This window comes from Janthinobacterium sp. FW305-128 (assembly GCF_020858135.1).
GTDB lineage: Bacteria > Pseudomonadota > Gammaproteobacteria > Burkholderiales > Burkholderiaceae_D > Janthinobacterium.
The window spans coordinates 35,096-60,932 of the sequence record NZ_JACYMK010000015.1; the positions used below are offsets into that span (position 1 = coordinate 35,096).

The window sequence follows — 25,837 nt, forward strand, 5'->3', positions numbered from 1 at the left end:
GCGATTTTCCTGCTGAGTTTGCATCAAATCAAGAATGCACTATGCAAGTGCAAAAAACGAATAACGCACCATTATCGTGCATTTTGTGCGGATTTCTAAAAAATGCCTCGTTGTGGTGCATTGAGCGTGCAGCATGGCATTCCCGTTTGCGGGGCGCGGATGGCGCACTATAATCGACCATACCTGCCCACTTTCATCGAGGACACCATGACTACCGCCGCCGACATCCTGACCACCGCCCGCAGCCGGGCCAATGAAGGTACGCCGTATGCCGGCGCCGTGACGCCGCAGGAAGCGTACGCGCTGCTGCAACTGGACGCAGCCGCCAAGCTCATCGACGTGCGCACGAACGCCGAGCGCGACTGGGTAGGCCGGGTCGACATCGCCGATACCCAGCATGGTGCGGTGCAGTGGGCCACCTACCCGGGCGGCGTGCCGAATCCCGATTTCCTCGCGCAGCTGGCGGCCCAGGCCGGCAAAGACGAGGTGCTGCTGTTCCTGTGCCGCTCGGGTGTGCGTTCGCGCCATGCCGCCAAGCTGGCCACCGAGCACGGCTATATCAACTGCTTCGACATCCTTGAAGGGTTTGAAGGCGACAAGGATGCGGACGGCCACCGCAAGCAGATCGGCGGCTGGTGCAAGGCCGGGCTGCCGTGGCTGGGCGCATGACGCTGGCCGCCTGACTATCTGAACAGTGTTTGATCTGGCGGGCCACGCGATGGTCCGCCATCGGCTACAACCATCCATGCGCGCCCGTTTTCTTCCATTGCGACGCAAATTCTCCTTGAAATAATGTACCTTATATAGTACAACGTAGAGGTGCGTCATGGATGCTTCCGGCTTGCGGCAGATTACCCTGCTGTTCTATGCGAACGGCAATGGCGGCGAACCCGTGCGCGACTGGCTCAAGTCCTTGCCGCTTGAAGAGCGCCATGTGATCGGGCAAGACTTGATGCATGCGCAATGGCGCTGGCCCGTGGGCATGCCCCTGTGCCGGCATCTCGGGCACGGCTTGTCGGAAGTGCGCAGCAGCTTGCCCGGCAACCGCATTGCGCGCGTGCTGATCTGCCATCACGGCGATTGCCTGGTGGCGCTGCACGGCTTTATCAAGAAAACCCGGACGACGCCGGAAGACGACCTGGCGCTGGCCCGCAAACGCTACAAGGAACTGACATGAACGCCACCGCTCCCCATCTCGGCAGCAGCCTCGACGACTTTTTAAAAGAAGAAGGCATCTTCGAGCAAACGCAAACCCGCGCCATCAAGGAAGTGATCGCCTGGCAACTGACGCAGGCGATGCAGGAGCAAGCGATGTCGAAGACGCGCATGGCGGCCCTGTTGCAGACGAGCCGCTCGCAGCTCGACCGCCTGCTCGACCCCAGCAGCGACGTGACGCTCTCCACGCTGGAGCGGGCCGCCGCGCTGCTTGGACGCAAGCTGTCGGTCACCCTCGTTTAAGCGACTTAAGCGTTCAGGCCGCCTCGCCTGCCTCTGGATGCTCGCCCATCAGGGTCAATATGCGCTTGCGCACGAAGTTGATATGGCTGCGCAAGCCATACAGGCCATCGGCAAACGACAGGGGAATCGAGATCTGGTTGACCATGTCCTCGATCTGGTCCAGCCGCTTCAATTGCTCCGCATACACCTGTGCGCGCTGCGCTTGCGGCACGTCTTCCAGCGCCTGCTCCACCGTGCGCAACTGGCCGTACCAGCGGTACACGCGCGAGCGGATGCGCCACACGTACAGGGGCGGCACCACGCGCGACAAGGGCAATATCAAGGCACCGAGCGCCACCACCAGCACCCACATGCGGTCGAAGAAATTAGCCAGCCAGAAACTCATATAGCGCTGCAGCACGGGCGCGCCATCCTTGTAGAATTTCAGCGCTTCGGGCGCGACGGGAATTTCCGTGTAGCGCGCGGACGGGAATTGCCCCTGCTGCTGGAACCAGCCCGTGCCGCCGTGAATGCCGGCCGCCGCCTGCACGAACAGGTCGACGAGGGCCGGATGCAAGTCTTCGCGCGCAACCAGGGTGGCGGTCGGCGCGATCAGATGATAATCCTGCGCCGGGATATTTTTTCCCAGGTCGACTATGCCGCGCGGCAAGACGACATGCGTGAGGAAAGGCAGGCGCCGCGTGTACGCCTCCGCTTGCGAAAAATCAAACAGCTTGATGCCCGGCGTTTGCAGCAGCATCTGGATCAGCGGCGCTTCCGGCGCCGAGCTGAACACCAGGCCGTCGATGCGTCCTTCCAGCAGCTCCACCGTGGCGGGCGTGTTTTGCAAGGCACTCACGGTCAGCTCGTTCGCTTCGACGCCATTCACGGACAGCAACTGCCGGAACAGGCTGGGCACGCCCGTGCCCTCCGGCCCCAGGTTGATCTTCATGCCCTTCAATTGCGTCAGTTCCGTCACCGCCTTGTCTTCGCGCAGGAACAGCCAGACGGGTTCCGTAAACAGGCTGCCCAGGGAGATGAGGCCATGGCGCTCGACATCGGCGTGCTCGGTCGAGCCGCTTTGCACGAAGGCGATATCGGTCTTGCCCGCGTTCAGGCGCTGCAGGTTTTCCTGCGAACCCAGCGATGGCTGCAAGGTCACCTTGATGCCGTGCCTGGCCAGGGTAGCCGCGTATTTCTTGCCGAACTCTTCATACGCGCTATTGTCCTGCCCCGTCGACAGGCTCACCTGGCGCGGCGGCGCCGGGTTGACCAGCCAGTAAGCGAGCGCGCAGAACGCGCCGACGAGCAGCAGGGTGGGACCGGCGGTGGCGAGGAAATCGCGCACGGAAAAGCGGCTGAACGCGAGAATTTTGGACATGTGGTGGCGCATAGGTTTCATGGGTGGCTACGATGCCAAGAAAAGCCCAACTATGCAAGGCACTTTCACATGCGCGGCCTGGCCATTTCCGCTACAGTGGCAGATCGATCACCTGCCCTCTGGAGCCCCGCATGCTGAAAATTCTTGGAAAAGCCGCCTCGATCAATGTCCGCAAAGTCCTGTGGACGTGCGACGAACTCGACCTGCCCTACGAACGCGAAGACTGGGGCAGCGGCTTTCGCAGTACCGACGACCCGGCTTTCCTGACCCTGAACCCGAACGCCATGGTGCCCGTGCTGGTTGACGGCGACCTGGTGCTGTGGGAATCGAACACGATCTGCCGCTACCTGTGCGCCCAGGCGGGCCGCGACGACTTGCTTCCAAGCACGCCAAGCGTCCGCGCGGAAGTGGAAAAATGGATGGATTGGCAAATGGGCGATTTGAACAACAGCTGGCGCTACGCCTTCATGTCGCTGGTGCGCCACAGCCCGGCCCACCAGGATGCGGCGCAGCTGGCAGCCGGTATTGCCGGATGGAACAAGATGATGGGCGTGCTGGAACAGCAGCTGCAGCGTACGGGAGCCTTCGTGTGCGGCGAAGCGTTCACCCTGGCCGATATCGTGCTGGGCCTGTCCGTCAAGCGCTGGCTGATGGCTCCGATGCAGCGCCCCGATTATCCGGCCATCGCCGCCTATCACGCGCGCCTGGAAGATAAAACGGCCGTGTTTGCCGGCTAGCAAGAAAAAACGCCAGCATGGAAGCTGGCGTTTTGCTCAATCCGCATACTGCCGGTTAATTCGTGCACTGCCTGGCCACGCCCTCGGCCGGCGCGGGCGGTTCGATCAGCGGCATCAAGCTCGGCGCCAGCGACACCAGCAATTGCACGGGCAAGGCGCTGGTGAAATCGTAGTTCTTCGATTCCGGTCCCCGCACATACGCCGTCATGCTGCCGTAGAAGCGCTCGCCGATATTGAATACGAACGTGGCCGAGCGGTTCACATAGCGCGACTCGATCAGGCGGCCGCCGGCGCCATACACGTCGAAACGCTGGTCGCCCGTACCCGTCTTGCCGCCCATCGGGATCGGCACGCCGTCGGCGCCGACGAATGCCGTCTTCGCCCGTTTCGCCGTACCGTCCGACACGACTTCGCGGATGGCCTTGGCGACGGCCTTGGCCACGTCCGGCGACAACACTTGCTCCGCCTCCACCTTGCTGCCCCGCTTGACCATGGTGTCGTACGGCGTGTTGGCGGCGAAATGCATGGAATCGATGCGCACGCTCGGCTTGCGCACGCCATCGTTGATGATGATGCCCATCAATTCGGCCAGCGCGGCGGGCCGGTCGGCCGACGCGCCCAGGGTGGTCGCATACGACGGCACCAGCGAATCAAACGGGTAGCCCATCTTCTTCCACTGGCGGTGGATTTCCAGGAACCCTTCCACTTCCAGCAAGTTGGCGATGCGGCGGTCCTGCGCATGCTTGCGGTGCGTGTTGAACAGCCATTTGTAGACTTCCTGGCGTTCCTTTTCGCTGGCCGCCACCATCTGCGTCAGGGTGGAACCTTCATGCTGGCGCAGATACGCCACCATCCACAGTTCCAGCGGATGCACATTGGCCAGATAACCGCGGTCGGCCAAGGACCAGTTTTCCATCGCGTACTGCTGGTACATCTTGGCGACGCGCTCGGGCGGCACTTCGTTTTGCGACGGCAGGTTGGCGTTGAGGAAATCGCCGAATTCCGCCACAGTGCCCTTCGGGTTGACGGTGCGGAAGATGTTCGCCAGGCGCACGGGCGTCGGGCGGATGCTGGCCAATAAAATCTTTTCCTGCTCGTCAACGCTCTTGCCGCGGTACTTCTGATAGAAGCGGTGCAGGAATTCGCGCCCTTCCTTGTCGGCAAAGCGGCTCAGGTACTGGGCGCGGCGCGGATCGTCCGCGTCCGCCAGCAGCGAGGCCGAAGAATCGGGGCGCGAGAACATGTAGTAGCGGGCCACGTCGCGCATCAGGCGCACGAACACCAGGTTGGTCGACTGGCGCAGCGCCTGCTGCACCGTCATGATGCGGCTGTCGTCGAGCTTGGAGAAGTTGCCGAAATGGTGCAAGCCGCCGCCCGTGAAGAAGCCTTCGCCCGGATTGCCCGAATATTTGCGTTCCATGGCGGCCGCCAGCATGGCTGGCAAGTTGCGCGCTTCGCCGATAGGCAACGGCTTCAGATAGGCAATCGCCCACTGCGACAGCATGTCCTTCGGATCGACGGCAATCTTGCCCAGCTCGGCGGCGCCCATGCCGCTGTAGCGCTGGTGCAACTGGTCGATGATGTCCAGGTACGTGACCAGGGTGCGCAGCTTGGCCGTGGAACCGAGGTCCAGCTTGGCGCCTTCGTTGATGTCGAGCGGCTGGTCAAAGTTATCCGTTTGCACGCGCAGCAAGTTGGCCTGCTCGCCCTTTTGCAGCAAGGTAAAACTGTAGACCACGTTGGCGGGGTCGCCATTGCCCAGCATGCCCTTGCCCGTCAGGCCCGCCGCTTTCGCCACTTCCGGGTCGCGCAGCTCGCGCAAGACCTTGGTGACGGCGTTTTGCGCCTGCGCGTCGAGCGTGCTGACCACTTTCAGGTCAAGGCGGTCGAGGTTGTACAAGCGCGGATCGCCGAGCATGGTGGCCAGGTGGTTGCGCACGGCATTCGAGGCCTTGCGCGTAACGAACGAGGTCGACGCTTCCGATTGCACGCCGGACGCCGTCGACGGACGCAGCTTCTCGGCGATGGCCGCATCGCGCAGCTGCGGCGAAATCACGCCCGCCTGCGCCAGCAAACGCAGATGGCTGTTGGTCAATTCTTCCAGGTCGGCGCCGCCGGCCACCAGATAATGGGAAGGACGGCGCTGCGCGATCAGCAGGCTCAGCGCCTGCTTGTAGGCCAGCGCGCTGCCCGGCTGGTCCATTTTTCCACTAAGCAAGGTTTTCACTTCGGCAAACGGACGGCCATACCAGACCCACATGCCGTCGCCGATGCCGTTGACTTCGCCAAAGCCGCTCTTTGCCGACAGCGGCACGGTATTGAGGTAATTGACGACGATCTTGCGCCGCGCTTCCATGGTGTTTTCGCCATCCTGGTACGAGCGCAGGCTGGCCGAAATCATCTGCAGCAGCTTGTCCTGCATGGAACTGGTGCGCCCGTCTTCCGAATGCCGGTATTTTTCGATCTGCGTGGCCAGCGTACTGCCGCCGCCACCGCGGTGGCCGCCGAACAGGTTCAGCGCCTTGTCGAGGATCGCCTTGCTCAGACGGTCCCATTCCACGGCGGGATTGCGCTTGGGCGTGCCCGGGTCGAGCAATTCGCGGTTTTCGATGAACAGCAGGCTTTGCACGAGCGCGGGAGGCGCTTCGGCAAAGCCGTCGAACATGCGCTCGGGATAGCTGGCCGCGAACAGCGGTGCGGCGCGGCAATCGAGGATGGTCAGGCCCGCGCGATTTTTCTCGTGATAGGTGGCAAAGATGCCACGGTCGACCAGCTGCACCATTTTCGGCGACATGCGCGCCTGTGCCGTGACGGCATAGTCGCGCGCATTCAGCTTGCTAATAAAATCCGGCAGGCTGGCATAGCCAAGCCGCTCGTCATACGGGCCATGTTGCGGATAGCGGATGGCGCCCGCCGGTGCAGGGCCAGGCTCGACCTTGAACGCCAGCTGGCGGTCCAGGCGCGTGAAAAACTCGGCCTGCAGGGCCGACGTGCGCACTTCGCGCATGACGAACCACGCCACGCCGGCGATCAGCGCCAGCAAGATGATGGCAAAGATCGGCCAGATGCGCGAACGGCGCTTCTTCGGCGGGCTCGCCGGCGGCGGCGCCTCGGGAGCTGGATCAGAGGGGGGCCGCTCTTGCGCGGCCAGATTGACGCCTGTGTCTTTCATGGGATGCTGGGGTAAGGTTGGGTTTGGACGGCACGGAAAAGGCGGCAGCGATGCCGCTCCGCGCAGGATAAGACGAGGGCCAGCCAAGGCCGGTCACAACAAAACTTGCTTAACATGATGTCCATACCGGTGAATCAAAAAAACACGCTACTGCACAGGCAGGCGACCGCGCGTTCGACACGCAAGGCCCCTGTTCACCATTCCACCACATCGGCATGAAAACGACTGACGAGCGCGCACAAAAATCTTGCTTCATTGAAGATTTTCGCAAAAAAACAACGTCTTGGAACGTACGCTGGCGTACATAGATGCATGGCGGGCTGGACGCCAGCGAAAAAGCCGCCGGCGCCGGGCTGGCGGCATCTCAAATGGTGGTGTATTCCGCCTGCAAGGTATCGAGTGCGGCGCGCATCTCGGCAAAGGCAGCCGCCGCTTGCGCGGGCTCGCCCTTGACGCCCAGTTCGATATGCCGGCGCGTCTGCGCATCGCCCACGCTGGGCAGGCTGAACACCTTAATCAGCGGAAACTCCGCTTCCAGGCGCACCATCAGCGGCGTGAGCAAGGATTCGGCCGTTTCATACACGAGCAAGGCATGTTCCGCGTGCGGCACCTGGTTGAACAGGTGGGCGTAATGCGTATCGAGCACCCATTCGATCATGGGCCAGGACATGACGGGAAAGCCCGGCACGAAATAATGTTCGCGCACGGCAAAGCCGGCAATCTTGTTGTACGGATTCGGAATCAGCTCGGCGCCCTGCACGAATTCCGCCATTTTCAGGCGGTGCAGGTTTTCCGGCGAGTTCAAATCGGCCGGCACGCCCGCCTCCTCGCCCATTTCCGTGATCCGCTGCTGGATATTGAGCTTGCCCTGCGGATGCAGCACCAGCGGCAAGCCCAGCGCATCGGCCGCCGCCTGGCGCGTATGGTCGTCCGGCGTGGCGCCGATGCCGCCAAAGCTGAAGACGATGTCGCCGCTGGCAAAGCTGCGCTTGAGCAAGGCGACCAGGCGGGCCGGCTCGTCGCCCACGTATTCCGCCCAACTCAGCTGCAAGCCGCGCTGCTTGAGCATGCTCACGACTTTCGGAAAATGCTGGTCCGTGCGCTTGCCCGACAGGATTTCGTCGCCAATGATGATCAATCCGATAGCCATGAAACTCCCTCGTAGAATGCAATAAAAATACTCAAGCGTCCGCCGGCGCCACGTCGGTCATGCCGCGTACGCCCCGCAAACGCGCCAGTGCTTCCAGGCAGTAATACTGGAACCACAGACCCGTAAAGATAAAGATCAAGACATACAGCCAGATGGCGAACGCCGCCAGGAAGGGGAAGAACACCACCGACATCACGCCGCCCATCCACAGCATGCCCGGCACGGCGCCGGCCGCGCCGGAGACCATGCCGATGGCCAGCAGCGGCCAGCGCTGCGTGCGCATGATGGCGTGGCGCTCTTCCACGCTGGCGTAATCGGCCATGGCGTCATACGCCATCACGCGGTAGGTCAGCCAGCCCCACAGCACGGCCTGCCCCACCAGTGCGGCCGGCGGAAACGCGTACAGGGGCAGCATGAGCACCCAGACGATGATGAACAGCAGGAACGTCGCCAGCGAGGTGGCGACGCTGCCCAGCAGGCTGCCGCCATGCTTCTTTTCCAGCTGCGGAAAATGCCGCCCGCCGATATGCCGGCCGATGGCCGGCATGGCGAACAGGCCCATGAAGATCAGCGCCGTCAAGATCATCAGCGGCAACAGCATGAACATGGCGATCAACGGCACGATCACCGCTTTCAGCATGCCCAGGCCAAAGGTGGCCAACACCTGGCCGCTGGTGCGGAAGAAGTCATATTGCGTAAACAGCGCATGCAGGCTGTCGATCAGCGGCTGCAAGCCCACATACAGCAGGGCGCCCCACAGGATCAGCGACAGGATGAACGGCGCTATGCTCAGCAGCAATATCCTGCCGTGCAATTGCGACAGGAAAGCACGGCCATACGAATTCAGCACATTACGCATCAACGGCGTCCTTTTCGTTTGATTCTTGCAAATTCCACCATGCGGCGCAGGCCCAGCCATTGCTGCTGCCAGAAGCCGCGGCCATAGTTGCGCCCGGGCCGGCCCACGCCCTGGCTGTCGATACGGGCCAGCTGGTCGCGCACGCCCGTGCGCGCATAGCCGGCCGAGAAATTCGCGGTGCCCAGCAGCATATCCCAAATCGGCAGCACCACGCCGAAGTTGCAGCCCCCCATGCTGCCTTTGCCTTTCGACTCGTGCCCCACGCCGATCGCATGGTGTGTGCGGTGGAAACGGGGCGAGATCAGCAGCCGCTCGCCGATGCGGCCGAAGTGTATCCTCACATTCGCATGCTGCAAGCTTTGCAGAATGCGCGAAACCGACACCAGCAGCACGTACTGGCCCGGCGGCACGCCGATGCCGAGCGCCACCAGCGCCATCACCACGTCGCGCAGGAAGTCGTCGAGCAGGTGATTGCGGTCATCGCTCCACAAATTCATGTTTTGCTGGCTATGATGCAGGCTGTGCAAGCCCCACCACCAGCCGAAATGGTGCGAGGCACGGTGGTAGCAATAGTCGACGAAGTCCAGTATCACAAAATAAATGATAAAACTGACTAAGGGACTGATGCCGGGCAACAGCGACTCCAGATTCAATGGATGGATATTGTCGAAACGCAAGGCGCCTGCCAAGGCATCCATCAGCGGATCAAGCGTGAAGAAGACCAGCACGGAAAACAGGCCGATGCGGTGCAGCACCGTATAGATGAAGTCGTTCCAGCGGGCGCGCGGGTCCGTGATCTTTTGCGCGGGAATCAGGGCTTCGAGCGGGCGCAGCACGAGAAACAGCAGCACCAGTTCGCACAGGCCGATCAGCAGCCATTCCGTGCCCTCGAATGCTTCTTCCGTAAATTCGCCAAAGCCCAGGTGATAGACGAGGGGATTCACCACAGTCTGGAACAGCCAGCCTTGCGCCACGCCAAACGCATCGACCACGGCATCGATCGCCGGGGTGACGAAACTGACGATGTCGGCGGCGATCATGGCTGGCCCTTCTTCCGCGCGTAGGCAGGATGCTCGCGCAGGGTGGCAAAACAGAAACCCTTGTCTTGCAGGCCGGAGATCAAGGCATCGAGATTGGCGGGCGCCCATGCATCTTTGCGCGACCAGATGCCCATGTGCGCAATAAAAATGTCGCCGCTGCGCAAGTTCGCCAGCGCTTTCTTCAGCAGCATGGCGTTTGGATACTTGTCGCTGGGCAGCTCATCGCCGGAATACCCTGCCGGCGCCCAGCCCGCATGCTGGTAGCCGCAGGCGCTGCCGGCCGCCAGGGTGCGCGGCGATGTGTAGCCGCCCGGCGCACGCCAGAACGGGTCGAGCTTGTGTCCGGTCAGTTCCTGAAAGCGCGTATCGACACGGCGCAATTCCTCGCAGAACTGCTTATCCGTCACCGACGCCAGCTTGCCGCCATCCTTGCCGAACTGGGGCTTAACCTGGATCAAGCCGTTGGCCAGATCCTTCTTCCAGTACACGTGGTCAAACGTATGCGTGCCGAACGCATGGCCTTCGGCGACCCGGGCTTTCCAGTACGGCGCCCACGACGGATCGAGCGAATAGTCGCCGCGCGTGGTCTTTTCGTTGGCCAGGAAGAACGTGGCTTTGATCTGGCGCTTGTTCAGCACGTCGGCGATCAGTTGCGCTTGCGACTGGCTGCCCGTGTCGAACGTCATGTAGATCGTACCCTTGCAGGCGGCCGGCGCTGATGCTGCGGCTGGTGCAGCGGCGGCAGGTGCGGCGGCATGCGCGGGCGTCAGCATGGTGCCGGCGCACAGCAGCACGGCGGGCACACGGCCCGCGGAAATCAGGCGTTTCATCATCACACCCGTCATCACATGCGCGGCGAGTGCGTGGCGAAATACACGCCATGGGGCGAGCGGCCCACGGGGATCGTCTTGATCACCTTGCGCGTGGTCAAATCGATCACGGCCACTTTCTTGATCCAGCGCAGGGTGACCCACATGGTCTTGCCATCTGGCGTGATTTCCATGCAGTCCGGGCCGCCAGGCACGTTGATGGTGCCCACGTTTTCCAGGGTTTGCTGGTCGATGATGTTGATCGTGTTCGACACGCGATTCGACACGAACGTCATGCGGTTGTCGCCGAGCGCGCGGAAATTATGCGTGCCGGCGCCCGCCTTGATGCGCTTGACGGTCTTTTGCGTGCGCCAGTCGATCACTTCCACGTAATCGCTGCCCATGATGCCGACCAGCAAATATTTACCGTCGGGCGTCATCGTGATGCCGGCCGGCGCGGGGCCGACGGGCATGGTCCATTTCACCGTCTGCGTGGCCAGGTCGATGGCGCTGACCTGGTTGCTGCCCTGCTGCGTAATGAAAGCCATGGTGCTGTCGGCGGTGAAGGCCATGTGGCTGGGCAGCTTCGGCAGCGCGATGCGCTTGGCCAGGGTCAGGTTCTTGCCGTCGTAGCGGTACAGGTCGATGCGGTCCAGGCGCAGCGAATTCGAGATGAACCACTTCTGGTCCGGCGAAAAGCCGATCTGGTAAGGGTCGAGGATGTTGCTGATGCGGCGCTGGATCTGGCCCGACACGGGGTCGAGGAAGATCAGTTCGTTGCCGACGGAGCTGGCGACGATCAGCGACTTGCCGTCCGGCGTCTCCATCAGGTGGTGCGGTTCCTTGCCGACGGCAAAGGTGGACAGGGGGGCGTAGGTTTTCTGGTCCAGCAGTTGCACCGTAGCATCACGGGAATTGAGTACCACCACCACTTCGGCTTGCGCCGTCGATATTGCGGAAACCAGGCACAGCGAGGAAAAAACAAGGCGGCGTAGACTGCGGAACATGGAAGAAATCACTGTTAAATACAAAACATGCATTTTACGTGGAACACCGTATTTATTGTGTGAAATCCCCCCTTAAATACAAGCCGTCGCCAAACCTCGTCGTAACTTCCCCATTTTCCCTGCAGCGGGCCTGGAATGGCGCTTTGCAACTCATTGCTCTACAATCTGAAGCTTTCATCGCCAACACAAGGATTATCATGACCACCACCACTACCGCTTCCGGCCTGCAATACATCGATACCGTCGTCGGCGAAGGCGCTGAAGCGCAAGCCGGCAACAATGTTGTCGTGCATTACACGGGCTGGCTGCAGAACGACGACGGCAGCGCCGGTTCGAAATTCGATTCGAGCAAGGACCGCAACGACCCGTTCGAATTCCCGCTGGGCGCAGGCCGCGTCATCCAGGGCTGGGACGAAGGCGTGCAAGGCATGAAAGTGGGCGGCAAGCGCCAGCTGATCATCCCGGCAGCACTGGGCTATGGCGCACGCGGCGCCGGCGGCGTAATTCCACCGAACGCCACCCTGATTTTCGACGTCGAACTGCTGGGCGTATAAGAACAGACTCCGCAGCGCTCGAGCGACTGTCCCTGGCGCCGCCCCTGTTCATTCAGCGGCGGCGCTTTTGTTTTGAGTGTGTCCTCTAATGCACGGCGCGCTTTTTTCACTATGATGTCAGGCACTGCAGCACACACGGTGGCCACTCCGCCGCGCCTGCCGCACTTTTCCAGCGATTCCATCAGCACACAGGAGCCATCATGAGTTTACAAGAGCAATTCGACCAAGCGCAGCTCGATTCCAAGACCCTGTCCGAGCGTCCGGACAATATGACCTTGCTGAAAATCTACGCCTTGTTCAAGCAAGCCTCGAGCGGCGACGCCACGGGTGAGCGCCCTGGCATGACCGACTTCGTCAACCGCGCCAAGTTCGACGCCTGGGCGGCCCTGGCCGGCACGTCGAAGGAAGATGCACAGCAACAATACATCGACCTGATCGAAGACTTGAAGGACTGATCATCCCCCTGCCCCGGCACAGCCCGGGGCAATGTTATTATTTCCGCATGACACCATCACCGATTTCCCTGGCCCATGCCGCCGACCTGCCCCGTTTGTTCGACGTCTGGCACCTGTCCGTACGCGCCACCCACGATTTCCTCGCCGACAGCGATATCGCTTTCCTCATGCCCTTCGTTCGCGATGAGCTGGCCAGGGTGACGGCGGACCATCGGCTTCACGTGCTGCGCGATGCCAACAGTGTCCCGTACGCCTTCCTGTGCGTCGAGCACGCCAAGATCGAGATGCTGTTCGTGCATCCCGATCAACGCGGCAGCGGCGCCGGCCGCACGCTGGTCCAGCACGCCATCGCCAGCCTGCAAGCCACGGCCGTCGACGTCAACGAGCACAACCCGCAAGCGCACGGCTTTTACCGCCACCTGGGATTTATCGAGGAAAGCCGCTCGGAATGCGACCCCTTTGGCAAGCCTTTCCCCATTTTGCACCTGAAACTGGCCGAAAAAGGCTGAAAACTCACCAAAAACCACCAAAACAGGCCGTTAACGCAAAAGTGGCTACCAAATCGGTAGCCACTTTTTTTACGCCTGTATCAGCCGTAATTTACTTTTTTGCCGCCGCCAGCGCTTGCGCGATCCAGCCGTCAAACTTTTGCTGGTGGTACTTGATCCAGCCGGCCGTATGGCGGGCGATATCGGCTTGCGTGTTTTCGCCGCGGCGCATGCGCTCATTCTGCGCATTGATGTCGGCCACGGGCAATTGCATCACTTCGAACAGCTTGGCCGCGGCCGGATTTTTCTCCGCCCAGGCCTTGTTCGATACGATGCGCGCCGTGTTGACGGCAAAACCGTAGTCGCTGCCATCGTCGAGGCGGGTGTTCACCTTGTCGGGATTGGCCGAGAACGGCACTTTCAGCCAGACCACGTCCTTGCCCGGCACCAGCACGCCGCTGACCCAGTATGGCGTCCACGTGTAGTACAGGATCGGTTCGCCACGCTTGTAACGGCCCAGGGTATCGGCGATCAGAGCCGCATAGCTGCCCTGCACGTGCGTTACCGTTTCGCGCAATTTGTACGCATCCATGTGGTTCTCGATCAGCGCTTCGCAGCCCCAGCCGGGGTTACAACCCGTCAAATCGGCCTTGCCATCGCCATCGTGGTCGAACAGCTTGGCCAGGGTGGGATCGCGCAACTGGTCGATATTCGTGATGTTGTACTTCACAGCCGTCGCCTTGTCGATCAAATAACCTTGCGCGGCAGGCCCCGCATACTGGCCCGTGCGCAGCAGCTTGGCGTCGCCGCCCGCATTGTTATAGAAATCCTTGTGCATCGGGTCCCAGTGCACGGCCATGAAGGTGGCGTCGCCGTTGGCGATGGCGATATGCGCGGTCGGGTATTCCACTTCCTTGATCGGCTGCACTTCGTAGCCGAGCTTTTCCAGCGCCTTGTCGACCAGCATGGTCTGGAAGGTTTCTTCCGCAATCGAGCTTTGCAGCGGCTGCACCTTGACGCCCTTGCCGGGCAGCGCATCGGCAGCTGCGGCCGGCGTCTGCGCCATGGCCAGGCTGGTGGTCAGGGCCATGGCGGCGATGGCCAGGGCGGAAAACAGCTGGAACTTGCGTTGCGATTTTTGCGTCACTTTAAAATTGTCAATTTGATGCATGTAAATCCTTTCTTATTGTGCGTTGGCCAGCGTTGCTTGCTGTTCAACATTATTTTTCTCCGTGTTGCCGCGCACCAGGCGCAGCACGAAACCGGCGGGACCCGTCTGGTACCAGTGGCGCACGCCGCGGCGTGGCTGGCCCATCGCTTGCGTCAGGCGGTCCAGGGTGATGGCCAGCAGCACGATACCGAGGCCACCCACCGTTGCCAGACCCATGTCCAGGCGGCCGATGCCGCGCAATACCATCTGGCCCAGACCACCGACGGCGATCATCGAGGCGATCACGACCATCGACAGCGACAGCATCAGCGACTGGTTGATACCGGCCATGATGGACGGCATGGCCAGCGGAAACTGCACGCGGGTCAGCAACTGCCACGGCGAGGCGCCATACGCGCGGGCCGCTTCGATCAGGTCCGGACGCACCTGGCGGATACCGAGGTTGGTCAAACGCACCAGCGGCGGCAGGGCAAAGATGATCGTCACGATCACGCCCGGCGCATTACCGATACCGAACAGCATCACCACCGGCACCAGGTAAACGAAGGCGGGCGTCGTCTGCATGGCATCGAGCAAGGGGCGCAGGATATTCTGTGCGCGGTCGCTGCTGGCAAGGAAAATACCGAGCGGCAAGCCGATGGCCAGGCAGAAGGCCAGCGACGTCAACACCAGCGACAGGGTCGTCATGGCTTCCGGCCAGATGCCCAGCATCGACACGAGCAGCAGCGCCAGCACGGTGCCGATGGCCAGGGTGCGGCTCGTGAACTGCCACGCCAGCAAGCCGATGATGGCGATCACCGTCAGCGACGGGGCCGCCAGCAGCACGCCTTCCACACCGGAAAGCACGCTGTCGATGGGCGCACGCACGGCCTGGAAGAACGGACGGAAATGGGCCACGACCCAGCCCAGGCCCTGGTTGATCCAGCTTTCCAGCGGCAGCGAGCCGTCGAAAATCTGCGTCAGGTGAAAGCCGGCCGCATGTTCCGGCTGTACGGCGGGCGCGGCGGCGTCGAGCCACGCGGTGCTGGCGTCGGTGGGGGGCGTCAGCGCCCAGGGATTGATCTGGGCGGCCTGTTCAACAACAGGTTCTACTGTGGAAACGGTGCTTGGGTTCATGCTTGTCCTTTCTGTTGTTGTTCGGCTATGGCTGGCGTGTCGCGGTCGAGGAACTTCAGCAAGGTCGTCTTGCTGATGGCGCCGCGGAAGCTGCCGTCATTGGCCACCACAGGGACGGCGTAAGGCAGTTGCGCCACCTGGCCGAACAGGCCGGCGACGGGCTCGTCTGCATCGATGGTCTGCACGTCGGGCAGATAGGCATGGGCCAGGCCCAGCGGGCCCACATGGCCGTCGAGCGCACTGCGCAGCGAATCGGCCGAGACGACGCCGAGGAACTTGCGCTGCGGATTGACGACATAGGCAAATGCGCGATCCTGCTCTTCCAGCATTGACAGCGCGGCGCGCGAACCGCGGCTCGGCGATTCCGACACGACGATCTGGCTCTTGCGGGCAATATCGCTGGCCTTGAAGACGGCCGCCGCATCAACGCCGCGCACGAAGTTGCGCACGTAATCGTTGGCCGGCTTGCGCAGGATTTCTTCCGGCGTGCCCACCTGCACCACGTGGCCATCTTTCATGATGGCGACGCGGTCGCCGATGCGCATGGCTTCGTCGAGATCATGCGAAATGAAGACGATGGTGCGGCGCTTGATTTGCTGCAAACGCAGCAGTTCCGATTGCATTTCCGTACGGATAATCGGATCGAGCGCGGAAAACGCTTCATCCATCAGCAAAATCGATGGATCGCAGGCCAGCGCACGGGCCAGGCCCACGCGCTGCTGCATGCCGCCCGACAATTCGTCGGGATAGCTGGCGCCGTAGCCATCCAGGCCCACTTGCTCCAGTGCTTGCTGGGCCAGCGCATGGCGCTCGGCCTTGGGCATGCCGGCCAGTTCCATGCCGAAGGCAGTGTTGTCGAGCACGGTAATTTGCGGCAGCAGCGCGAACGACTGGAACACCATGCTGATGTCCTTGCGGCGCAGGGCGCGCAGCTGGGCGTCCGGCAAGGTATTGATGTCGTTGCCGTCGATCAGGATGCGGCCGGCGGTGGGCTCGATCAGGCGGTTCAGCATGCGCACCAGGGTCGACTTGCCCGAACCGGACAGGCCCATGATGACGAAAATCTCGCCCGCTTCAATGGTAAAGGTGGCGTCGAAGACGCCGATGGTGCAGTCGGTCTTGGCCAGGATGTCCTGCTTGCTGGCGCCCTGACGGACGAGTTCAAGTGCTTCTTCTGGCTTGTCGCCGAACACTTTGAACACATGGTCGATAATGATTTGTTTTGCCACGATGTGGTTCTCCCTCGATTTGACGAATGGAATGAAACCCAGCAAGCCTGCTAGCTTGCGGCGGGAATCAGCAAACCCTGTTGCGTCGGCTACGCCACGGCGCACAATGCGCACGGGAGCGACAGGAAACAGGGGGTGACACGCGTGTGACCAGCGGATGGCCAAAGCCGGTGCCGGGGTGCCGTGTGCGTGCTAAAAGAGGCTGTGGTTCAGGACTTTTAACAACGCTAGCGCCATGCAAATACATGGCACCAAATGTATTTGACCGAAAAAAATCGACCAAGCTACTTTTAAACTGGATGCGGGTGTAAAACCCGAAGAATTATTCACCACTCAGCGAGCGGAGAGTACTGCGAAGCAGAAGGTGAAACGCGGTGTAGCTGTTGTAAATATGACTCAAGTATAACGCAAAAAGCCATCAAAGTCCAATGGCTTTCCAAATAGAAATGTGCTAGCAATGTTCGCCAGCGTACAGTCGGACGTAAAAAAGGCGAAAAGCGACATGTTTTCATCGTCTTTTCGCCCATCGCCGCGACATGCTCCCTAGCACCAAACAGGGCGCCAGACAAGCGGGCCAAATGCCATCAAACTGCTTCGGTAAACACCTTGCGCATTTTCTCGGCAATCTTGCCTTCAATCGTGGAGGCGAAGGCGCTGAGCATGAAACCCAACTTGATTTGCAGTTGCGCCTGCTCTTTTTCCAGGGTCAGCGAACCATCGACGCCGCTGCGCTCGAAGCGCAGCACATCGCCATCCCAGGCGCACGCCAGGTCATATTCCTGGGCCAGCTTGTCGGCCACTTGCTGCGCCGCTTCGCGCGCCTTTGCTGCTGTCAGCTTATGTTGCTGAACTATATTTATATCCGCCATCAAACGATCCTTTTATTATAAAAACGGGGGCAATACGGCCAGCATCATACCAGCCGCCATGCGGCGGGCACGGCCGCAGCGGGCGCCGGACGGCCAAAAAAGCCCGTCCTTCCCGCGCATCGTTTGCGCGGAATCAAACCGGATGCGCCCAAGCGGGAAGACTATTCCAGTTCCAGTTGCGCGTGTCTTGGAGAACTACCATGGACCAGAAAGTCATCGTGCCGGTCGAAGCCGTACTGACCAAATGCGTGTCCCTGCCCGTCGGCTATGTCCCTACACCCTCGGCGCCCTACCGCCAGCACCGCAAGAATGCGCAACTGACCTTACAGCCGGGCCCGCCCCGCCTGACGGAGGCAACGGTGCGCAACCTGGCCGCCGTGCCCGTCGGTTCACGCGTGCTGATCTGGAAGCAAGATCCGTCCGTCAGCGACCTGGGCACCCGTAAAGCCTTTTTGCCCGGGCTGATCCTGCAAGGCCCGCGCGACGCGCGCATCACGTTTGGCGAACCGGGCATCGCGCAAGTCAGCCCGAATGCCTTCGGCGACTTCATCGTCTCGCCCAATACCGACCAGTTCGACGCCGTGCACACGTTTGCCATCGTGCGCATGACACTCACCATGTACCAGCGCGCGCTGGCCAGCAACGACACGGCGCCGCCCCTACCCTGGCAATGGAACAGCGCCAGCAATACGGCACCGCTGCGCGTGTTCCCGCATGGCTTGCCCAACGTCATGAATGCGTATTACAGCCGCAGCGACAAGGCGCTCAAGTTCGGCGACTTCATCCCCAGCGGCGCCACCGAGCGCGTCTACACCTGCCGCTCGCTCGACATCGTCTCGCATGAAACGGGGCACGCCGTGCTCGATGGCCTCAAGCCGAATTGGCTGCTCAGCAACAATCCGCCGCAAACGGGCGGCTTGCACGAATCGTTCGGCGACCTGACGGCCATCTTCCTGGCCCTGTCGCAGCTGGACCAGGTGGAAGCGGTGATCGCGCAAACGAAGTCCGACCTGCACGATAAAACCTTCCTGGCCGACCTGGCGGAGCAGTTCGGCCTGGCCCTGGGCCGGCCGAATGGCTTGCGCAATGCCGACAATGACATCAAATTGTCGGAAGCGGGCACGGAAGTGCACGCCATCTCGCAAGTGTTTACGGGCGCCATCTACGACATCCTGGCCGACATCTTTGCCCACGAACGCCAGCCCCAGCTGGAAGACGACGCGGCCGTGCTGCACCGCTGCGGCGACTACCTGCGCAGCCTGGTCCTGCGCGCGCTGGTGGCATCGCCGGACCAGGCCGCCACCTATGCCGATGTGGCCGGCCACATGCTGACGATCGCCCAGGCCGATGGCAATGGCGCCTACCTGGACTTTATCCGCAACAGCTTTACCGTGCGCGAAGTGCTCAAGGCCAATGCCATGACGGAGGAGGGGCAAATGACGTTTGCCCCCGATATCGTCGACGAAGACGGCGCCGTGCAAGACCGGCGCGCCTGCTGCGGTACCATGAACCATGCGGAATACAGCGAATCGGACCAGTTGCTCGAAGCGGAGCGCGAAGCGCTGGCCGCCTGGTGCCGCAGTTACGGTCCCCGGTAAACAGTCCCATGCGAGGCAGCGCACCGGCGCGTCCGCTTCAGGCCAGCCGCAGCAGCGGCAGGCCATGACGCGGCCCACACCACCCACAACAGCAAGGAGCAGCATGAAAATTTCAGCCCGCAGCAGCGGCGGCTTTGCCGGCCTGAGCGAACAGTATGAGATCGATACGCAAGCCCATCCCGCTGGCCCCAGGCTGGAAGCGGCACTGGCCAGCAGCGGCTTTTTCACGCAGCCGCAGGCCACGGATGAACACGTGGGCGCCGATATTCCCCGCTGGCAGATCACCGTCGACGCGCCCACCGCGCGGCGCACCATCACGTTTGCCGAGGATGGCAGCGCTGAAAATGCACGATGGCAGCAATTGCTGGCGCAAATACGCGCCAGCGCCTGAGTGTTCCGGCACTTATTTGTGCCGATCTTGATTTGAGTAAAACAAAAACACCACACGTCAAGCCAGCACATCCCCCGCCCTGCTCCCTGCCGCATCGGGCGACTGTCGCGTTCTTGCCGCGTTCTTCATGGCAACGTCCCGGATAGTCGCTGAATTGCCCGCTCTGCGCGGCAATGACACTGCCAAAAAATGAATTTGCTTATATGTATTGTATATAAGCGGGATTTGTGAGAAATAGCGAATTGCCTTAAAATACAATGCTTTGCTTTAGTATGCGCCGCCGAGGTTCCTGCAGGCGCTACAGCACCTCCCCCAAATTGATAGGACTGTTATGACCCACGTTGTCACCGAATCCTGCATCGCCTGTCGCTATACCGACTGCGTCGATGTCTGCCCGGTAGATTGTTTCCGGGAAGGCCCGAACTTCCTGGCAATCGATCCGGACGAATGTATTGACTGCGCCGTCTGCGTGGCAGAGTGCCCGGTGAACGCGATTTTCGCGGAAGAGGACGTGCCGGGCGACCAGCAAGCCTTCATCAAGATCAACGTCGATCTGGCCCGTAACTGGCCTTCGATCACCAAGACGAAGGCTGCCTTGCCGGAAGCGGAGCAATACAAGGACGTCAAGGACAAGCTCGACATGCTGGTGCGCTAAGCGCACGGCAGCTGCGGCGGCAATTCCGGCGGGGATGGATATTCTTCCCCGCAGGGGCGTGGCGGCAAAAAACAGACAAAAAGCAGCGGAAACGCTGCTTTTTTTGCTTTTAAAGCATCGTTGCAGCTCTATCCACGTAACTGTGGCGCGCTGTCACAACTATGCGCAAACAGTGGACCTATGCGCGGTAAAGCACATTTTGTCCTCAACAAATATCGTAAAATTGGATTATGATATTTGAGCCGATATTGGCGCTTGGAATCAAACAAGGACTCTATATGCTTTACCAACTGCACGAACTGCAACGCTCTTTCCTCACTCCGGTGATGCAATGGGCAGACATGTCCTCCAAGTTATTTACCAACCCGGTTTCCCCTCTGGCCCACACCCCGTTTTCGCAACGCATCGCAGCCGGCTACGAGCTGATGTACCGCCTTGGCAAAGACTACGAAAAACCACAATTCGACATCAAATCCGTTCTCGTCCAGGGCGAGAGCGTCGACATCCGCGAACACGTTGTCGTGACAAAACCGTTTTGCCGCCTGATTCACTTCAAAAAAGAAGCCACTGGCTTGCAACAGCCCAAAGTTTTGCTGGTTGCCCCCCTGTCCGGTCACCACTCGACCCTGCTGCGCGATACCGTGCGCGGCTTGCTGGCCGAGCACGATGTCTACATCACCGACTGGACGGACGCGCGCATGGTACCGCTGACGGAAGGCCCGTTCCACCTCGATGACTACATTTATTATGTGCAAGAATTCATCCGCCTGCTGGCGCCTGATTTGCACGTGATTTCCGTCTGTCAACCGACCGTGCCCGTGCTGGCCGCCATCTCGCTGATGGCGACGGCAAAAGATCCGCACATGCCGAAAACCATGACGATGATGGGCGGCCCGATCGACCCGCGCCGCTCGCCCACGCAAGTAAACAACCTGGCGACGGAAAAGAAGTTCTCGTGGTTTGAAAACACCGTGATCTACGCGGTGCCGCCGAACTACCCGGGCTTTGGCCGCAAGGTGTATCCGGGCTTCCTGCAGCACGCCGGCTTCATCGCCATGAACCCTGGCCGCCACGCGCAAAGCCACCGCGAGTTCTACATGCACCTGGTGACGGGCGATGACGAGCCGGCGGAAGGCCACCGCCAGTTCTACAACGAGTACAACGCCGTACTGGACATGCCGGCCGAGTACTACCTGGAAACCATTAAAACGGTTTTCCAGGAATTCAGCCTGCCGATGGGCACCTGGAAAGTGGGCGGCCAGCTGGTGCGTCCGCAAGACATCACGAACGTGGCCCTGTTCACCGTGGAAGGCGAACTGGACGACATTTCCGGTGCCGGCCAGACGCAAGCCGCACACGACTTGTGTTCCGGCATCCCTGCCGACATGCAGCAAGACTTCGTGGCGCCGAAATGCGGCCACTACGGTATCTTCTCGGGCCGCCGCTGGCGCGAGATCATTTGCCCGAAGATCGGCGAATTCATCCAGAAACACGGCTGATACACGGCATACCCATCGAAACGCCACGCCAGTTCATACTGGCGTGGCGTTTTCTTTTATGTCTCGCTCATGCCCGTTCGATTTTCACCGTCGGGCGCGTATTGACAAAGATTTGCTCGACCCTTGGCTCGCCCGGTCCCGGCTTCTTCATCGCATAGCCGTTCACGGGCTGCGAACGGTTCACCCACAGCGCGTAATACAGGTGGTCGGCGCGCGGATCTTCCGTATTCGGGTGGATCAATATCGTCAAGCCCAGGCTGTTGAGCTGCAGCCACGGCACGATCACCGGTAACAGGTCATTCGTAAAGCCAAAGTAAAACGACGGCGTCACGTGCGGGCCGCGCGGCTCCAGATTCCAGTCGCCCAGCTCGATCTGGAAGCGCTCGGCCGCCCACTTGCGTATCAGCGCCGCCTTCTGGTAACTGTCTTCGTCAAAGTAGATATGCGCGTGATAACTCTCGATATCCGTGTAGGCGCGCGGCTTGCTCGGCAAGGTTTCCTCGCCGGGGCGCACGCTGACGGGGCGCGGCGTGGGCGCCGTATCCGTATGCTCGCCCCATGGGCTTTTACCGGGTGGCGGATTGACTCGTTTTACCGCGCCATCCTGCGCCAGGGCCGACCCCGCCAGGCCGGAAGCGGCCAGCGCCGCCACCAGGCCGCCGCCGCGCAAGAGCGTGCGGCGCTGCGGCGAAAGGAGATTCGCCCATTCCAGATCGATGGCGGCGTGTTGATTGTGTTCAGACATAGGATTTCCTGTTCTTGATGATCGGTAGAGGGATGGGAAAATCAGAACGAGACGGTGGCGCGGGCGTAGTAATAGCCGCCCAGCACGCCCAGTGGTCCCGAGTTGTCATACGCGCCCGCGTACTGCGCCAGGCTGGCGGCGCTGCGCGCTGCGCGCGGCACCTGGTTCGGCTTCTGGTCGAAGACATTGTTGGCGCCCACCGTCACGTTGATGCGCTTGCTGATGTCGTAGCCGACACTGACATCCGTCACGAAGGCCGCTTTCAGCTGGTAGTCGCCGCCCGTAATGGCGTTCAGGCGCTTGAGCTTGCCGTAGCGCGTCTCGCGTACATTGAATGTCCAGCCGGCTTTTTCATACGCCAGCGTGATGATTTCCTTGTCGCGCGGCGCGCGGTACAGCAAGTCGTACTCGGCCGATTTGCTCAGGGTGCCGATGTTCGGCAAGCCTTGCAGCACGGCGGGAAGGTCCGCCTTGCCCACCAGGCTGGTATGGTTGATGTTCGCGGCCGCCGTCCAGCGCAGCTTGCCGTCGGCCACGCGCAGCACATCCTCGGCCGTGAAGTCGATGCCGCGCGTGCGCGTGTCGCCCACGTTGGCAAAGTAATGCGCGACGAGGCCATTGCCCACCGTCAAACCCGCCGAGCGCAGCAGGTTTTCAATGACGCCCGCTTGCGCCGCCGTCAGCGGCCGGCCACTGCCATCGAGCGCCATGCCCGAGCTGCGGTCGATGCCGATATTCGACGACACGCCCAGGCGGTCGCTGACCTTGATTTGATACGCGTCAACGGCAAGGCGCAGGGTCGGCGTGGGGTTGAAGGTCAACCCGGCCGACAGATTCGTCGATTTTTCAGGTTTTAACGCTTGCGCGCCCAGGGCCCGCGCGGCAACGGAATTGGGCTGTGCCAGGGTGTAGGGCACGCCCGCATGGTCCGACGTGTTCGAATACGATTGCGTCACCAGGCTAGGCGCATGGAAACCATTGCTGACGGTGCCGCGCACGGCCACGGCGGGCGTGACGTCATAACGGGCGGACAAACGGCCCGTCGTCTTGCTGCCGAAATCGGAATATTTTTCGGCGCGCAAGGCCGTGTCGAGCAGCCATTGCGGCGCCAGCTTCGCGCCCAGGCCGACGTACGCCGCATAGCTGTGGCGCGCCGTGTCGGACGCATCGACGGGCAGGTAGCCAGCCAATGCCGACGAACCGCTGCCCTGCCAGGAAGCGGGTTCGCCCGGGCTGCGCTGCTGCGTTTCATGCGAGTACTCGAGACCGATGCTGAGATCGGCCGGCTCGCTCAAGCCCAGCTGCACGGGACGGCGTGCGTCCGCATTCGTCGTCGAGCGGCTGTAGCGCTGATTGCCGATGTCAAAATCCGTCTTACCGCCCGGATAGGTCAGCGAGTAGTTGGCCGAGTTTTCCACGCCCACGTCGATATCGTCGCGGCCATAGGTGCTGCTGATATCCCAGCTCCAACCGGCCGTCTCGCCCTTGATGCCGCCCGTCAAGGAAAAATCGTTTTCGTTCGTCGTTTCATACGGCGTGAAGCCGTCGGGATACACGGCCAGCAAGCCCTTGTTGTTATTGAAAATGGTATTGGGCAGACGGAAATTCTGCGCCGAGCGGGCATTGCGGTGCGCATACGTGCCGAAACCGTACAGTTGCACCTCGTTCGACACGTCATAACCGAGGTTGGCGCTGAGCGAGGCGGTCGTGCTTTGCGGCACGCCCGTATTGCGCCAGGGATTGCTGTTGCGCGTCGCTTCGGCCGGGTTCGGCGAAGCGCCGGCTGGCAAGCTGTTGTTCGGCCCCAGTTTGACCAGCTGGCCATCGCTGTTGCGCACGGCCGGATACGACAGGTAGCCGGGATTCAAGCCGAAGTTACGCACGGCAATGCCCTGGCGCTGGACTTCGGCGCCGAAGTGGGCAAAGCCGTGTTCGCCCAGGCGCGTGCCGCCATCGATGCGCGCGGAACCGTTCGTGCCGTCGCCATCGTAGGTGGAACCGAGCTGCGTGCTGAAGCTGCCCTTGTCATCCGCTTTCAGGATGATGTTGATGACGCCGGCGATGGCGTCGGAACCGTAGATGGCGGAGGCGCCGTCGCGCAGGATTTCCACGCGGGCAATGGCACCCGCGGGGATCAGGGCCAGGTCGGTGGCGACGGAACCGGGAAAACCATCCTCATTGACGATGGCCGTCGTATGCCGGCGCTTGCCGTTGACCAGCACCAGGGTATGCGAGGGGTCCAGGTTGCGCAACTGGCCCGCGCGCACGATGCTGCCCAGGTCGGGCTGCACGCGGGCCGGCAAGTTAAACGATGGCAAGGCCGTATCGAGCGCGTCGAGCAGGTTCAACTTGCCCGTGGCCTGCAATTGCTGCGCGCTGATCACGTCGATCGGCGCGGCGCTGTTGGCCACTGTGCGGCCCGTGCCGCGCGCACCCGTGACGATGACGGTGTCCAGCGGCGCTTGCGCATGAGCCGCGCCAGGCGCTCCCAGCACGAGCACGGCCAACGAGACGGCGTGCGCCAATTGCAGCAAACGGGGGACGGGCTCTTGCTTGTGAATCAATTCCGGCATACGAAAACATCCTTTCAAAGTCGTCAACACAGTGGCTGCAGACTAAAGGATGGACAAACAAACAAGAACGAATGGTTTCGTATTTAGATATTTCGTTTTGGCAACGAACAACAACGGCGCGCAGTGTCAGGGATGGGCTGTCGTCGCCGCCAGGCTCTAATCGAGCCGCTTCCAATAATCGCGTTCGAGGCGGGCCGTGTCGATATCGCGCGCCGCCTCATTGAAGCGCTTTTGCCGGGCTGCCCCCTCGGCATCGCGCTGGAAGCACACATGCACGGGGCGCTCCTTGAAGACGGTATCGATGACGGCGATGCGCTCCCGTTCAGCTTTGCTGAAGTTGCGTCCCATCAGCAAGTGCTGCAGCACATGGCGCTCGATGACGATCACGCGATAACGCTTGATCAACAGTTTCTTCAGATTCGTCGCGTCGTTCAAGCCCTCTTCCGTCCTCAGCTCGCCGCGCGCCACCATGCCGTCGAATTGCTCCCCATTCGAATAACCGGCCACGGTGCCGATGCGCAGCTTGCCCAGATCAGTCAGGGCGGCGCCGGGCACGCCATCCTCCTTCAGGTAGGCCAGCACACCTTGCGTGTTACCAACCGGAACAGAAAAATGACAAAGTTTTTCCCGTTCGGGCGTGCGCCAGACGGCCAGGAAACCGGCGTAGCGGGGACTGGCCAGGCCAAACTGCATGGCGCGCTTCCAGGGAAAATACTCATATTTGACGACATAGCCCATGCGTTCGAAGACGGCGCTGACCATGGCGCCCGACATGCCGTCGGCAGGCAGGCTGCGGGAAATAAAGGGAGGCCAGTCTTCCGCCGCGAAGCGGACGATGCGCGAGCTGGCAGCGCCCGGCGCCGCCATGGGAGAGCCAGCCTGCCCGTATGCAAGGGCAAGTG

Annotated in this window: 25 protein-coding genes; 11 read left to right on the forward strand and 14 right to left on the reverse strand. The window is 61.4% G+C overall.

Annotated elements, in window-relative coordinates:
* Positions 1-207 precede the first annotated feature (207 nt).
* From IGS60_RS26205 to IGS60_RS26215, 3 genes are all read left to right on the forward strand, one after another.
* Complete coding sequence (locus tag IGS60_RS26205; protein WP_070219342.1) at positions 208-669, forward strand: rhodanese-like domain-containing protein; 462 nt, start codon at positions 208-210, stop codon at positions 667-669.
* 157 nt (positions 670-826) lie between these two features.
* Positions 827-1,177, forward strand: coding sequence for a type II toxin-antitoxin system RelE/ParE family toxin (locus tag IGS60_RS26210; RefSeq protein ID WP_070219259.1), 351 nt, complete (start codon positions 827-829; stop codon positions 1,175-1,177).
* On the forward strand, positions 1,174-1,458 hold the full coding sequence (locus IGS60_RS26215) for a helix-turn-helix domain-containing protein (RefSeq protein ID WP_230506622.1): 285 nt from the start codon (positions 1,174-1,176) through the stop codon (positions 1,456-1,458). The genes IGS60_RS26210 and IGS60_RS26215 overlap by 4 nt, the downstream gene beginning before the upstream one ends.
* A gap of 13 nt (positions 1,459-1,471) precedes the next feature.
* Here IGS60_RS26215 and IGS60_RS26220 read toward each other — a convergent pair whose 3' ends face one another.
* Positions 1,472-2,818: a TAXI family TRAP transporter solute-binding subunit gene (locus tag IGS60_RS26220; protein ID WP_230506623.1), complete on the reverse strand. Its 1,347-nt coding sequence runs from the start codon at positions 2,816-2,818 to the stop codon at positions 1,472-1,474.
* Between the two features lie 131 nt (positions 2,819-2,949).
* Here IGS60_RS26220 and IGS60_RS26225 point away from each other — a divergent pair, with 131 nt between their 5' ends.
* On the forward strand, positions 2,950-3,555 hold the full coding sequence (locus IGS60_RS26225; protein ID WP_230506624.1) for a glutathione S-transferase family protein: 606 nt from the start codon (positions 2,950-2,952) through the stop codon (positions 3,553-3,555).
* 55 nt (positions 3,556-3,610) lie between these two features.
* Here IGS60_RS26225 and IGS60_RS26230 read toward each other — a convergent pair whose 3' ends face one another.
* The 6 genes from IGS60_RS26230 to IGS60_RS26255 all read right to left on the reverse strand — a co-directional run bounded on the left by IGS60_RS26230 (position 3,611) and on the right by IGS60_RS26255 (position 11,592).
* The gene (locus tag IGS60_RS26230; protein WP_230506625.1) at positions 3,611-6,727 is read right to left on the reverse strand and encodes a transglycosylase domain-containing protein; all 3,117 of its coding nucleotides are present in this window, start codon (positions 6,725-6,727) and stop codon (positions 3,611-3,613) included.
* Between the two features lie 364 nt (positions 6,728-7,091).
* Positions 7,092-7,877 carry a molybdopterin-binding protein gene (locus tag IGS60_RS26235; RefSeq protein ID WP_230506626.1) on the reverse strand — a complete coding sequence of 262 codons (786 nt, stop codon included), beginning with the start codon at positions 7,875-7,877 and terminating at the stop codon, positions 7,092-7,094.
* A gap of 31 nt (positions 7,878-7,908) precedes the next feature.
* Positions 7,909-8,736, reverse strand: coding sequence for an EI24 domain-containing protein (locus tag IGS60_RS26240; protein WP_230506627.1), 828 nt, complete (start codon positions 8,734-8,736; stop codon positions 7,909-7,911).
* The gene (locus IGS60_RS26245) at positions 8,736-9,776 is read right to left on the reverse strand and encodes a sterol desaturase family protein (protein ID WP_230506628.1); all 1,041 of its coding nucleotides are present in this window, start codon (positions 9,774-9,776) and stop codon (positions 8,736-8,738) included. Before IGS60_RS26245 ends, IGS60_RS26240 begins: the two co-directional genes overlap by 1 nt.
* The gene (locus tag IGS60_RS26250; protein ID WP_230506688.1) at positions 9,773-10,549 is read right to left on the reverse strand and encodes a polysaccharide deacetylase family protein; all 777 of its coding nucleotides are present in this window, start codon (positions 10,547-10,549) and stop codon (positions 9,773-9,775) included. Before IGS60_RS26250 ends, IGS60_RS26245 begins: the two co-directional genes overlap by 4 nt.
* A gap of 71 nt (positions 10,550-10,620) precedes the next feature.
* Positions 10,621-11,592: a cytochrome D1 domain-containing protein gene (locus tag IGS60_RS26255; protein ID WP_070291134.1), complete on the reverse strand. Its 972-nt coding sequence runs from the start codon at positions 11,590-11,592 to the stop codon at positions 10,621-10,623.
* Between the two features lie 197 nt (positions 11,593-11,789).
* On the opposite strand from IGS60_RS26255, the gene IGS60_RS26260 reads away from it, so the two are divergent.
* The 3 genes from IGS60_RS26260 (at position 11,790) to IGS60_RS26270 (ending at position 13,110) form a co-directional block, all read left to right on the forward strand.
* The gene (locus IGS60_RS26260; RefSeq protein ID WP_034760263.1) at positions 11,790-12,146 is read left to right on the forward strand and encodes an FKBP-type peptidyl-prolyl cis-trans isomerase; all 357 of its coding nucleotides are present in this window, start codon (positions 11,790-11,792) and stop codon (positions 12,144-12,146) included.
* Between the two features lie 200 nt (positions 12,147-12,346).
* Positions 12,347-12,601 carry an acyl-CoA-binding protein gene (locus tag IGS60_RS26265; protein WP_070219266.1) on the forward strand — a complete coding sequence of 85 codons (255 nt, stop codon included), beginning with the start codon at positions 12,347-12,349 and terminating at the stop codon, positions 12,599-12,601.
* A gap of 47 nt (positions 12,602-12,648) precedes the next feature.
* The gene (locus IGS60_RS26270) at positions 12,649-13,110 is read left to right on the forward strand and encodes a GNAT family N-acetyltransferase (protein WP_230506629.1); all 462 of its coding nucleotides are present in this window, start codon (positions 12,649-12,651) and stop codon (positions 13,108-13,110) included.
* 91 nt (positions 13,111-13,201) lie between these two features.
* On the opposite strand, the gene proX is transcribed toward IGS60_RS26270, so the two are convergent.
* The 4 genes from proX to IGS60_RS26290 form a co-directional block, all read right to left on the reverse strand.
* Complete coding sequence (gene proX / locus IGS60_RS26275; RefSeq protein WP_230506630.1) at positions 13,202-14,260, reverse strand: glycine betaine/L-proline ABC transporter substrate-binding protein ProX; 1,059 nt, start codon at positions 14,258-14,260, stop codon at positions 13,202-13,204.
* A gap of 12 nt (positions 14,261-14,272) precedes the next feature.
* A complete protein-coding gene (proW, locus tag IGS60_RS26280) occupies positions 14,273-15,376 on the reverse strand; it encodes a glycine betaine/L-proline ABC transporter permease ProW (protein ID WP_070219269.1) in 1,104 nt (367 codons plus the stop codon).
* Positions 15,373-16,605, reverse strand: a complete 1,233-nt coding sequence (gene proV / locus IGS60_RS26285) for a glycine betaine/L-proline ABC transporter ATP-binding protein ProV (protein ID WP_070219346.1) — start codon at positions 16,603-16,605, stop codon at positions 15,373-15,375. Before proV ends, proW begins: the two co-directional genes overlap by 4 nt.
* A 584-nt stretch (positions 16,606-17,189) precedes the next feature.
* Complete coding sequence (locus IGS60_RS26290) at positions 17,190-17,474, reverse strand: polyhydroxyalkanoic acid system family protein (protein WP_070219270.1); 285 nt, start codon at positions 17,472-17,474, stop codon at positions 17,190-17,192.
* 200 nt (positions 17,475-17,674) lie between these two features.
* On the opposite strand from IGS60_RS26290, the gene IGS60_RS26295 reads away from it, so the two are divergent.
* The 4 genes from IGS60_RS26295 (at position 17,675) to IGS60_RS26310 (ending at position 21,617) form a co-directional block, all read left to right on the forward strand.
* Positions 17,675-19,072, forward strand: coding sequence for a hypothetical protein (locus IGS60_RS26295; protein ID WP_070219271.1), 1,398 nt, complete (start codon positions 17,675-17,677; stop codon positions 19,070-19,072).
* 103 nt (positions 19,073-19,175) lie between these two features.
* Positions 19,176-19,463, forward strand: a complete 288-nt coding sequence (locus tag IGS60_RS26300; protein WP_070219272.1) for a protealysin inhibitor emfourin — start codon at positions 19,176-19,178, stop codon at positions 19,461-19,463.
* A 331-nt stretch (positions 19,464-19,794) separates the two neighbouring features.
* Entirely contained in the window at positions 19,795-20,118 is a 324-nt protein-coding gene (gene fdxA / locus IGS60_RS26305) for a ferredoxin FdxA (RefSeq protein ID WP_010395176.1), read from the forward strand.
* Positions 20,119-20,396: 278 nt separating this feature from the next.
* A complete protein-coding gene (locus IGS60_RS26310) occupies positions 20,397-21,617 on the forward strand; it encodes a polyhydroxyalkanoate depolymerase (RefSeq protein ID WP_070219273.1) in 1,221 nt (406 codons plus the stop codon).
* 67 nt (positions 21,618-21,684) lie between these two features.
* Here IGS60_RS26310 and IGS60_RS26315 read toward each other — a convergent pair whose 3' ends face one another.
* The 3 genes from IGS60_RS26315 to IGS60_RS26325 all read right to left on the reverse strand — a co-directional run bounded on the left by IGS60_RS26315 (position 21,685) and on the right by IGS60_RS26325 (position 25,802).
* Entirely contained in the window at positions 21,685-22,362 is a 678-nt protein-coding gene (locus IGS60_RS26315; protein WP_070291131.1) for a DOPA 4,5-dioxygenase family protein, read from the reverse strand.
* Positions 22,363-22,403: 41 nt separating this feature from the next.
* Positions 22,404-24,935 carry a TonB-dependent siderophore receptor gene (locus IGS60_RS26320; RefSeq protein ID WP_230506631.1) on the reverse strand — a complete coding sequence of 844 codons (2,532 nt, stop codon included), beginning with the start codon at positions 24,933-24,935 and terminating at the stop codon, positions 22,404-22,406.
* Positions 24,936-25,091: 156 nt separating this feature from the next.
* Positions 25,092-25,802, reverse strand: a complete 711-nt coding sequence (locus IGS60_RS26325) for an ABC transporter substrate-binding protein (RefSeq protein WP_230506632.1) — start codon at positions 25,800-25,802, stop codon at positions 25,092-25,094.
* Between the last annotated feature and the right edge of the window lie 35 nt (positions 25,803-25,837).

What these genes read in the sequence shown, in the direction of transcription:
- IGS60_RS26210 (WP_070219259.1), top strand. Translation starts at nt 827, where the DNA reads ATGGATGCTTCCGGCTTGCGGCAGATTACCCTGCTGTTCTATGCGAAC.
- IGS60_RS26225 (WP_230506624.1), top strand. Translation starts at nt 2,950, where the DNA reads ATGCTGAAAATTCTTGGAAAAGCCGCCTCGATCAATGTCCGCAAAGTC.
- IGS60_RS26300 (WP_070219272.1), top strand. Translation starts at nt 19,176, where the DNA reads ATGAAAATTTCAGCCCGCAGCAGCGGCGGCTTTGCCGGCCTGAGCGAA.
- IGS60_RS26250 (WP_230506688.1), bottom strand. Translation starts at nt 10,549, where the DNA reads ATGCTGACGCCCGCGCATGCCGCCGCACCTGCCGCCGCTGCACCAGCC.
- IGS60_RS26235 (WP_230506626.1), bottom strand. Translation starts at nt 7,877, where the DNA reads ATGGCTATCGGATTGATCATCATTGGCGACGAAATCCTGTCGGGCAAG.
- IGS60_RS26270 (WP_230506629.1), top strand. Translation starts at nt 12,649, where the DNA reads ATGACACCATCACCGATTTCCCTGGCCCATGCCGCCGACCTGCCCCGT.
- IGS60_RS26325 (WP_230506632.1), bottom strand. Translation starts at nt 25,802, where the DNA reads ATGGCGGCGCCGGGCGCTGCCAGCTCGCGCATCGTCCGCTTCGCGGCG.
- IGS60_RS26245 (WP_230506628.1), bottom strand. Translation starts at nt 9,776, where the DNA reads ATGATCGCCGCCGACATCGTCAGTTTCGTCACCCCGGCGATCGATGCC.
- IGS60_RS26320 (WP_230506631.1), bottom strand. Translation starts at nt 24,935, where the DNA reads ATGCCGGAATTGATTCACAAGCAAGAGCCCGTCCCCCGTTTGCTGCAA.
- IGS60_RS26205 (WP_070219342.1), top strand. Translation starts at nt 208, where the DNA reads ATGACTACCGCCGCCGACATCCTGACCACCGCCCGCAGCCGGGCCAAT.
- IGS60_RS26295 (WP_070219271.1), top strand. Translation starts at nt 17,675, where the DNA reads ATGGACCAGAAAGTCATCGTGCCGGTCGAAGCCGTACTGACCAAATGC.
- IGS60_RS26290 (WP_070219270.1), bottom strand. Translation starts at nt 17,474, where the DNA reads ATGGCGGATATAAATATAGTTCAGCAACATAAGCTGACAGCAGCAAAG.
- fdxA (WP_010395176.1), top strand. Translation starts at nt 19,795, where the DNA reads ATGACCCACGTTGTCACCGAATCCTGCATCGCCTGTCGCTATACCGAC.
- IGS60_RS26265 (WP_070219266.1), top strand. Translation starts at nt 12,347, where the DNA reads ATGAGTTTACAAGAGCAATTCGACCAAGCGCAGCTCGATTCCAAGACC.
- IGS60_RS26260 (WP_034760263.1), top strand. Translation starts at nt 11,790, where the DNA reads ATGACCACCACCACTACCGCTTCCGGCCTGCAATACATCGATACCGTC.
- IGS60_RS26310 (WP_070219273.1), top strand. Translation starts at nt 20,397, where the DNA reads ATGCTTTACCAACTGCACGAACTGCAACGCTCTTTCCTCACTCCGGTG.
- IGS60_RS26255 (WP_070291134.1), bottom strand. Translation starts at nt 11,592, where the DNA reads ATGTTCCGCAGTCTACGCCGCCTTGTTTTTTCCTCGCTGTGCCTGGTT.
- proX (WP_230506630.1), bottom strand. Translation starts at nt 14,260, where the DNA reads ATGCATCAAATTGACAATTTTAAAGTGACGCAAAAATCGCAACGCAAG.
- IGS60_RS26230 (WP_230506625.1), bottom strand. Translation starts at nt 6,727, where the DNA reads ATGAAAGACACAGGCGTCAATCTGGCCGCGCAAGAGCGGCCCCCCTCT.
- IGS60_RS26215 (WP_230506622.1), top strand. Translation starts at nt 1,174, where the DNA reads ATGAACGCCACCGCTCCCCATCTCGGCAGCAGCCTCGACGACTTTTTA.
- IGS60_RS26220 (WP_230506623.1), bottom strand. Translation starts at nt 2,818, where the DNA reads ATGTCCAAAATTCTCGCGTTCAGCCGCTTTTCCGTGCGCGATTTCCTC.
- proW (WP_070219269.1), bottom strand. Translation starts at nt 15,376, where the DNA reads ATGAACCCAAGCACCGTTTCCACAGTAGAACCTGTTGTTGAACAGGCC.
- IGS60_RS26315 (WP_070291131.1), bottom strand. Translation starts at nt 22,362, where the DNA reads ATGTCTGAACACAATCAACACGCCGCCATCGATCTGGAATGGGCGAAT.
- IGS60_RS26240 (WP_230506627.1), bottom strand. Translation starts at nt 8,736, where the DNA reads ATGCGTAATGTGCTGAATTCGTATGGCCGTGCTTTCCTGTCGCAATTG.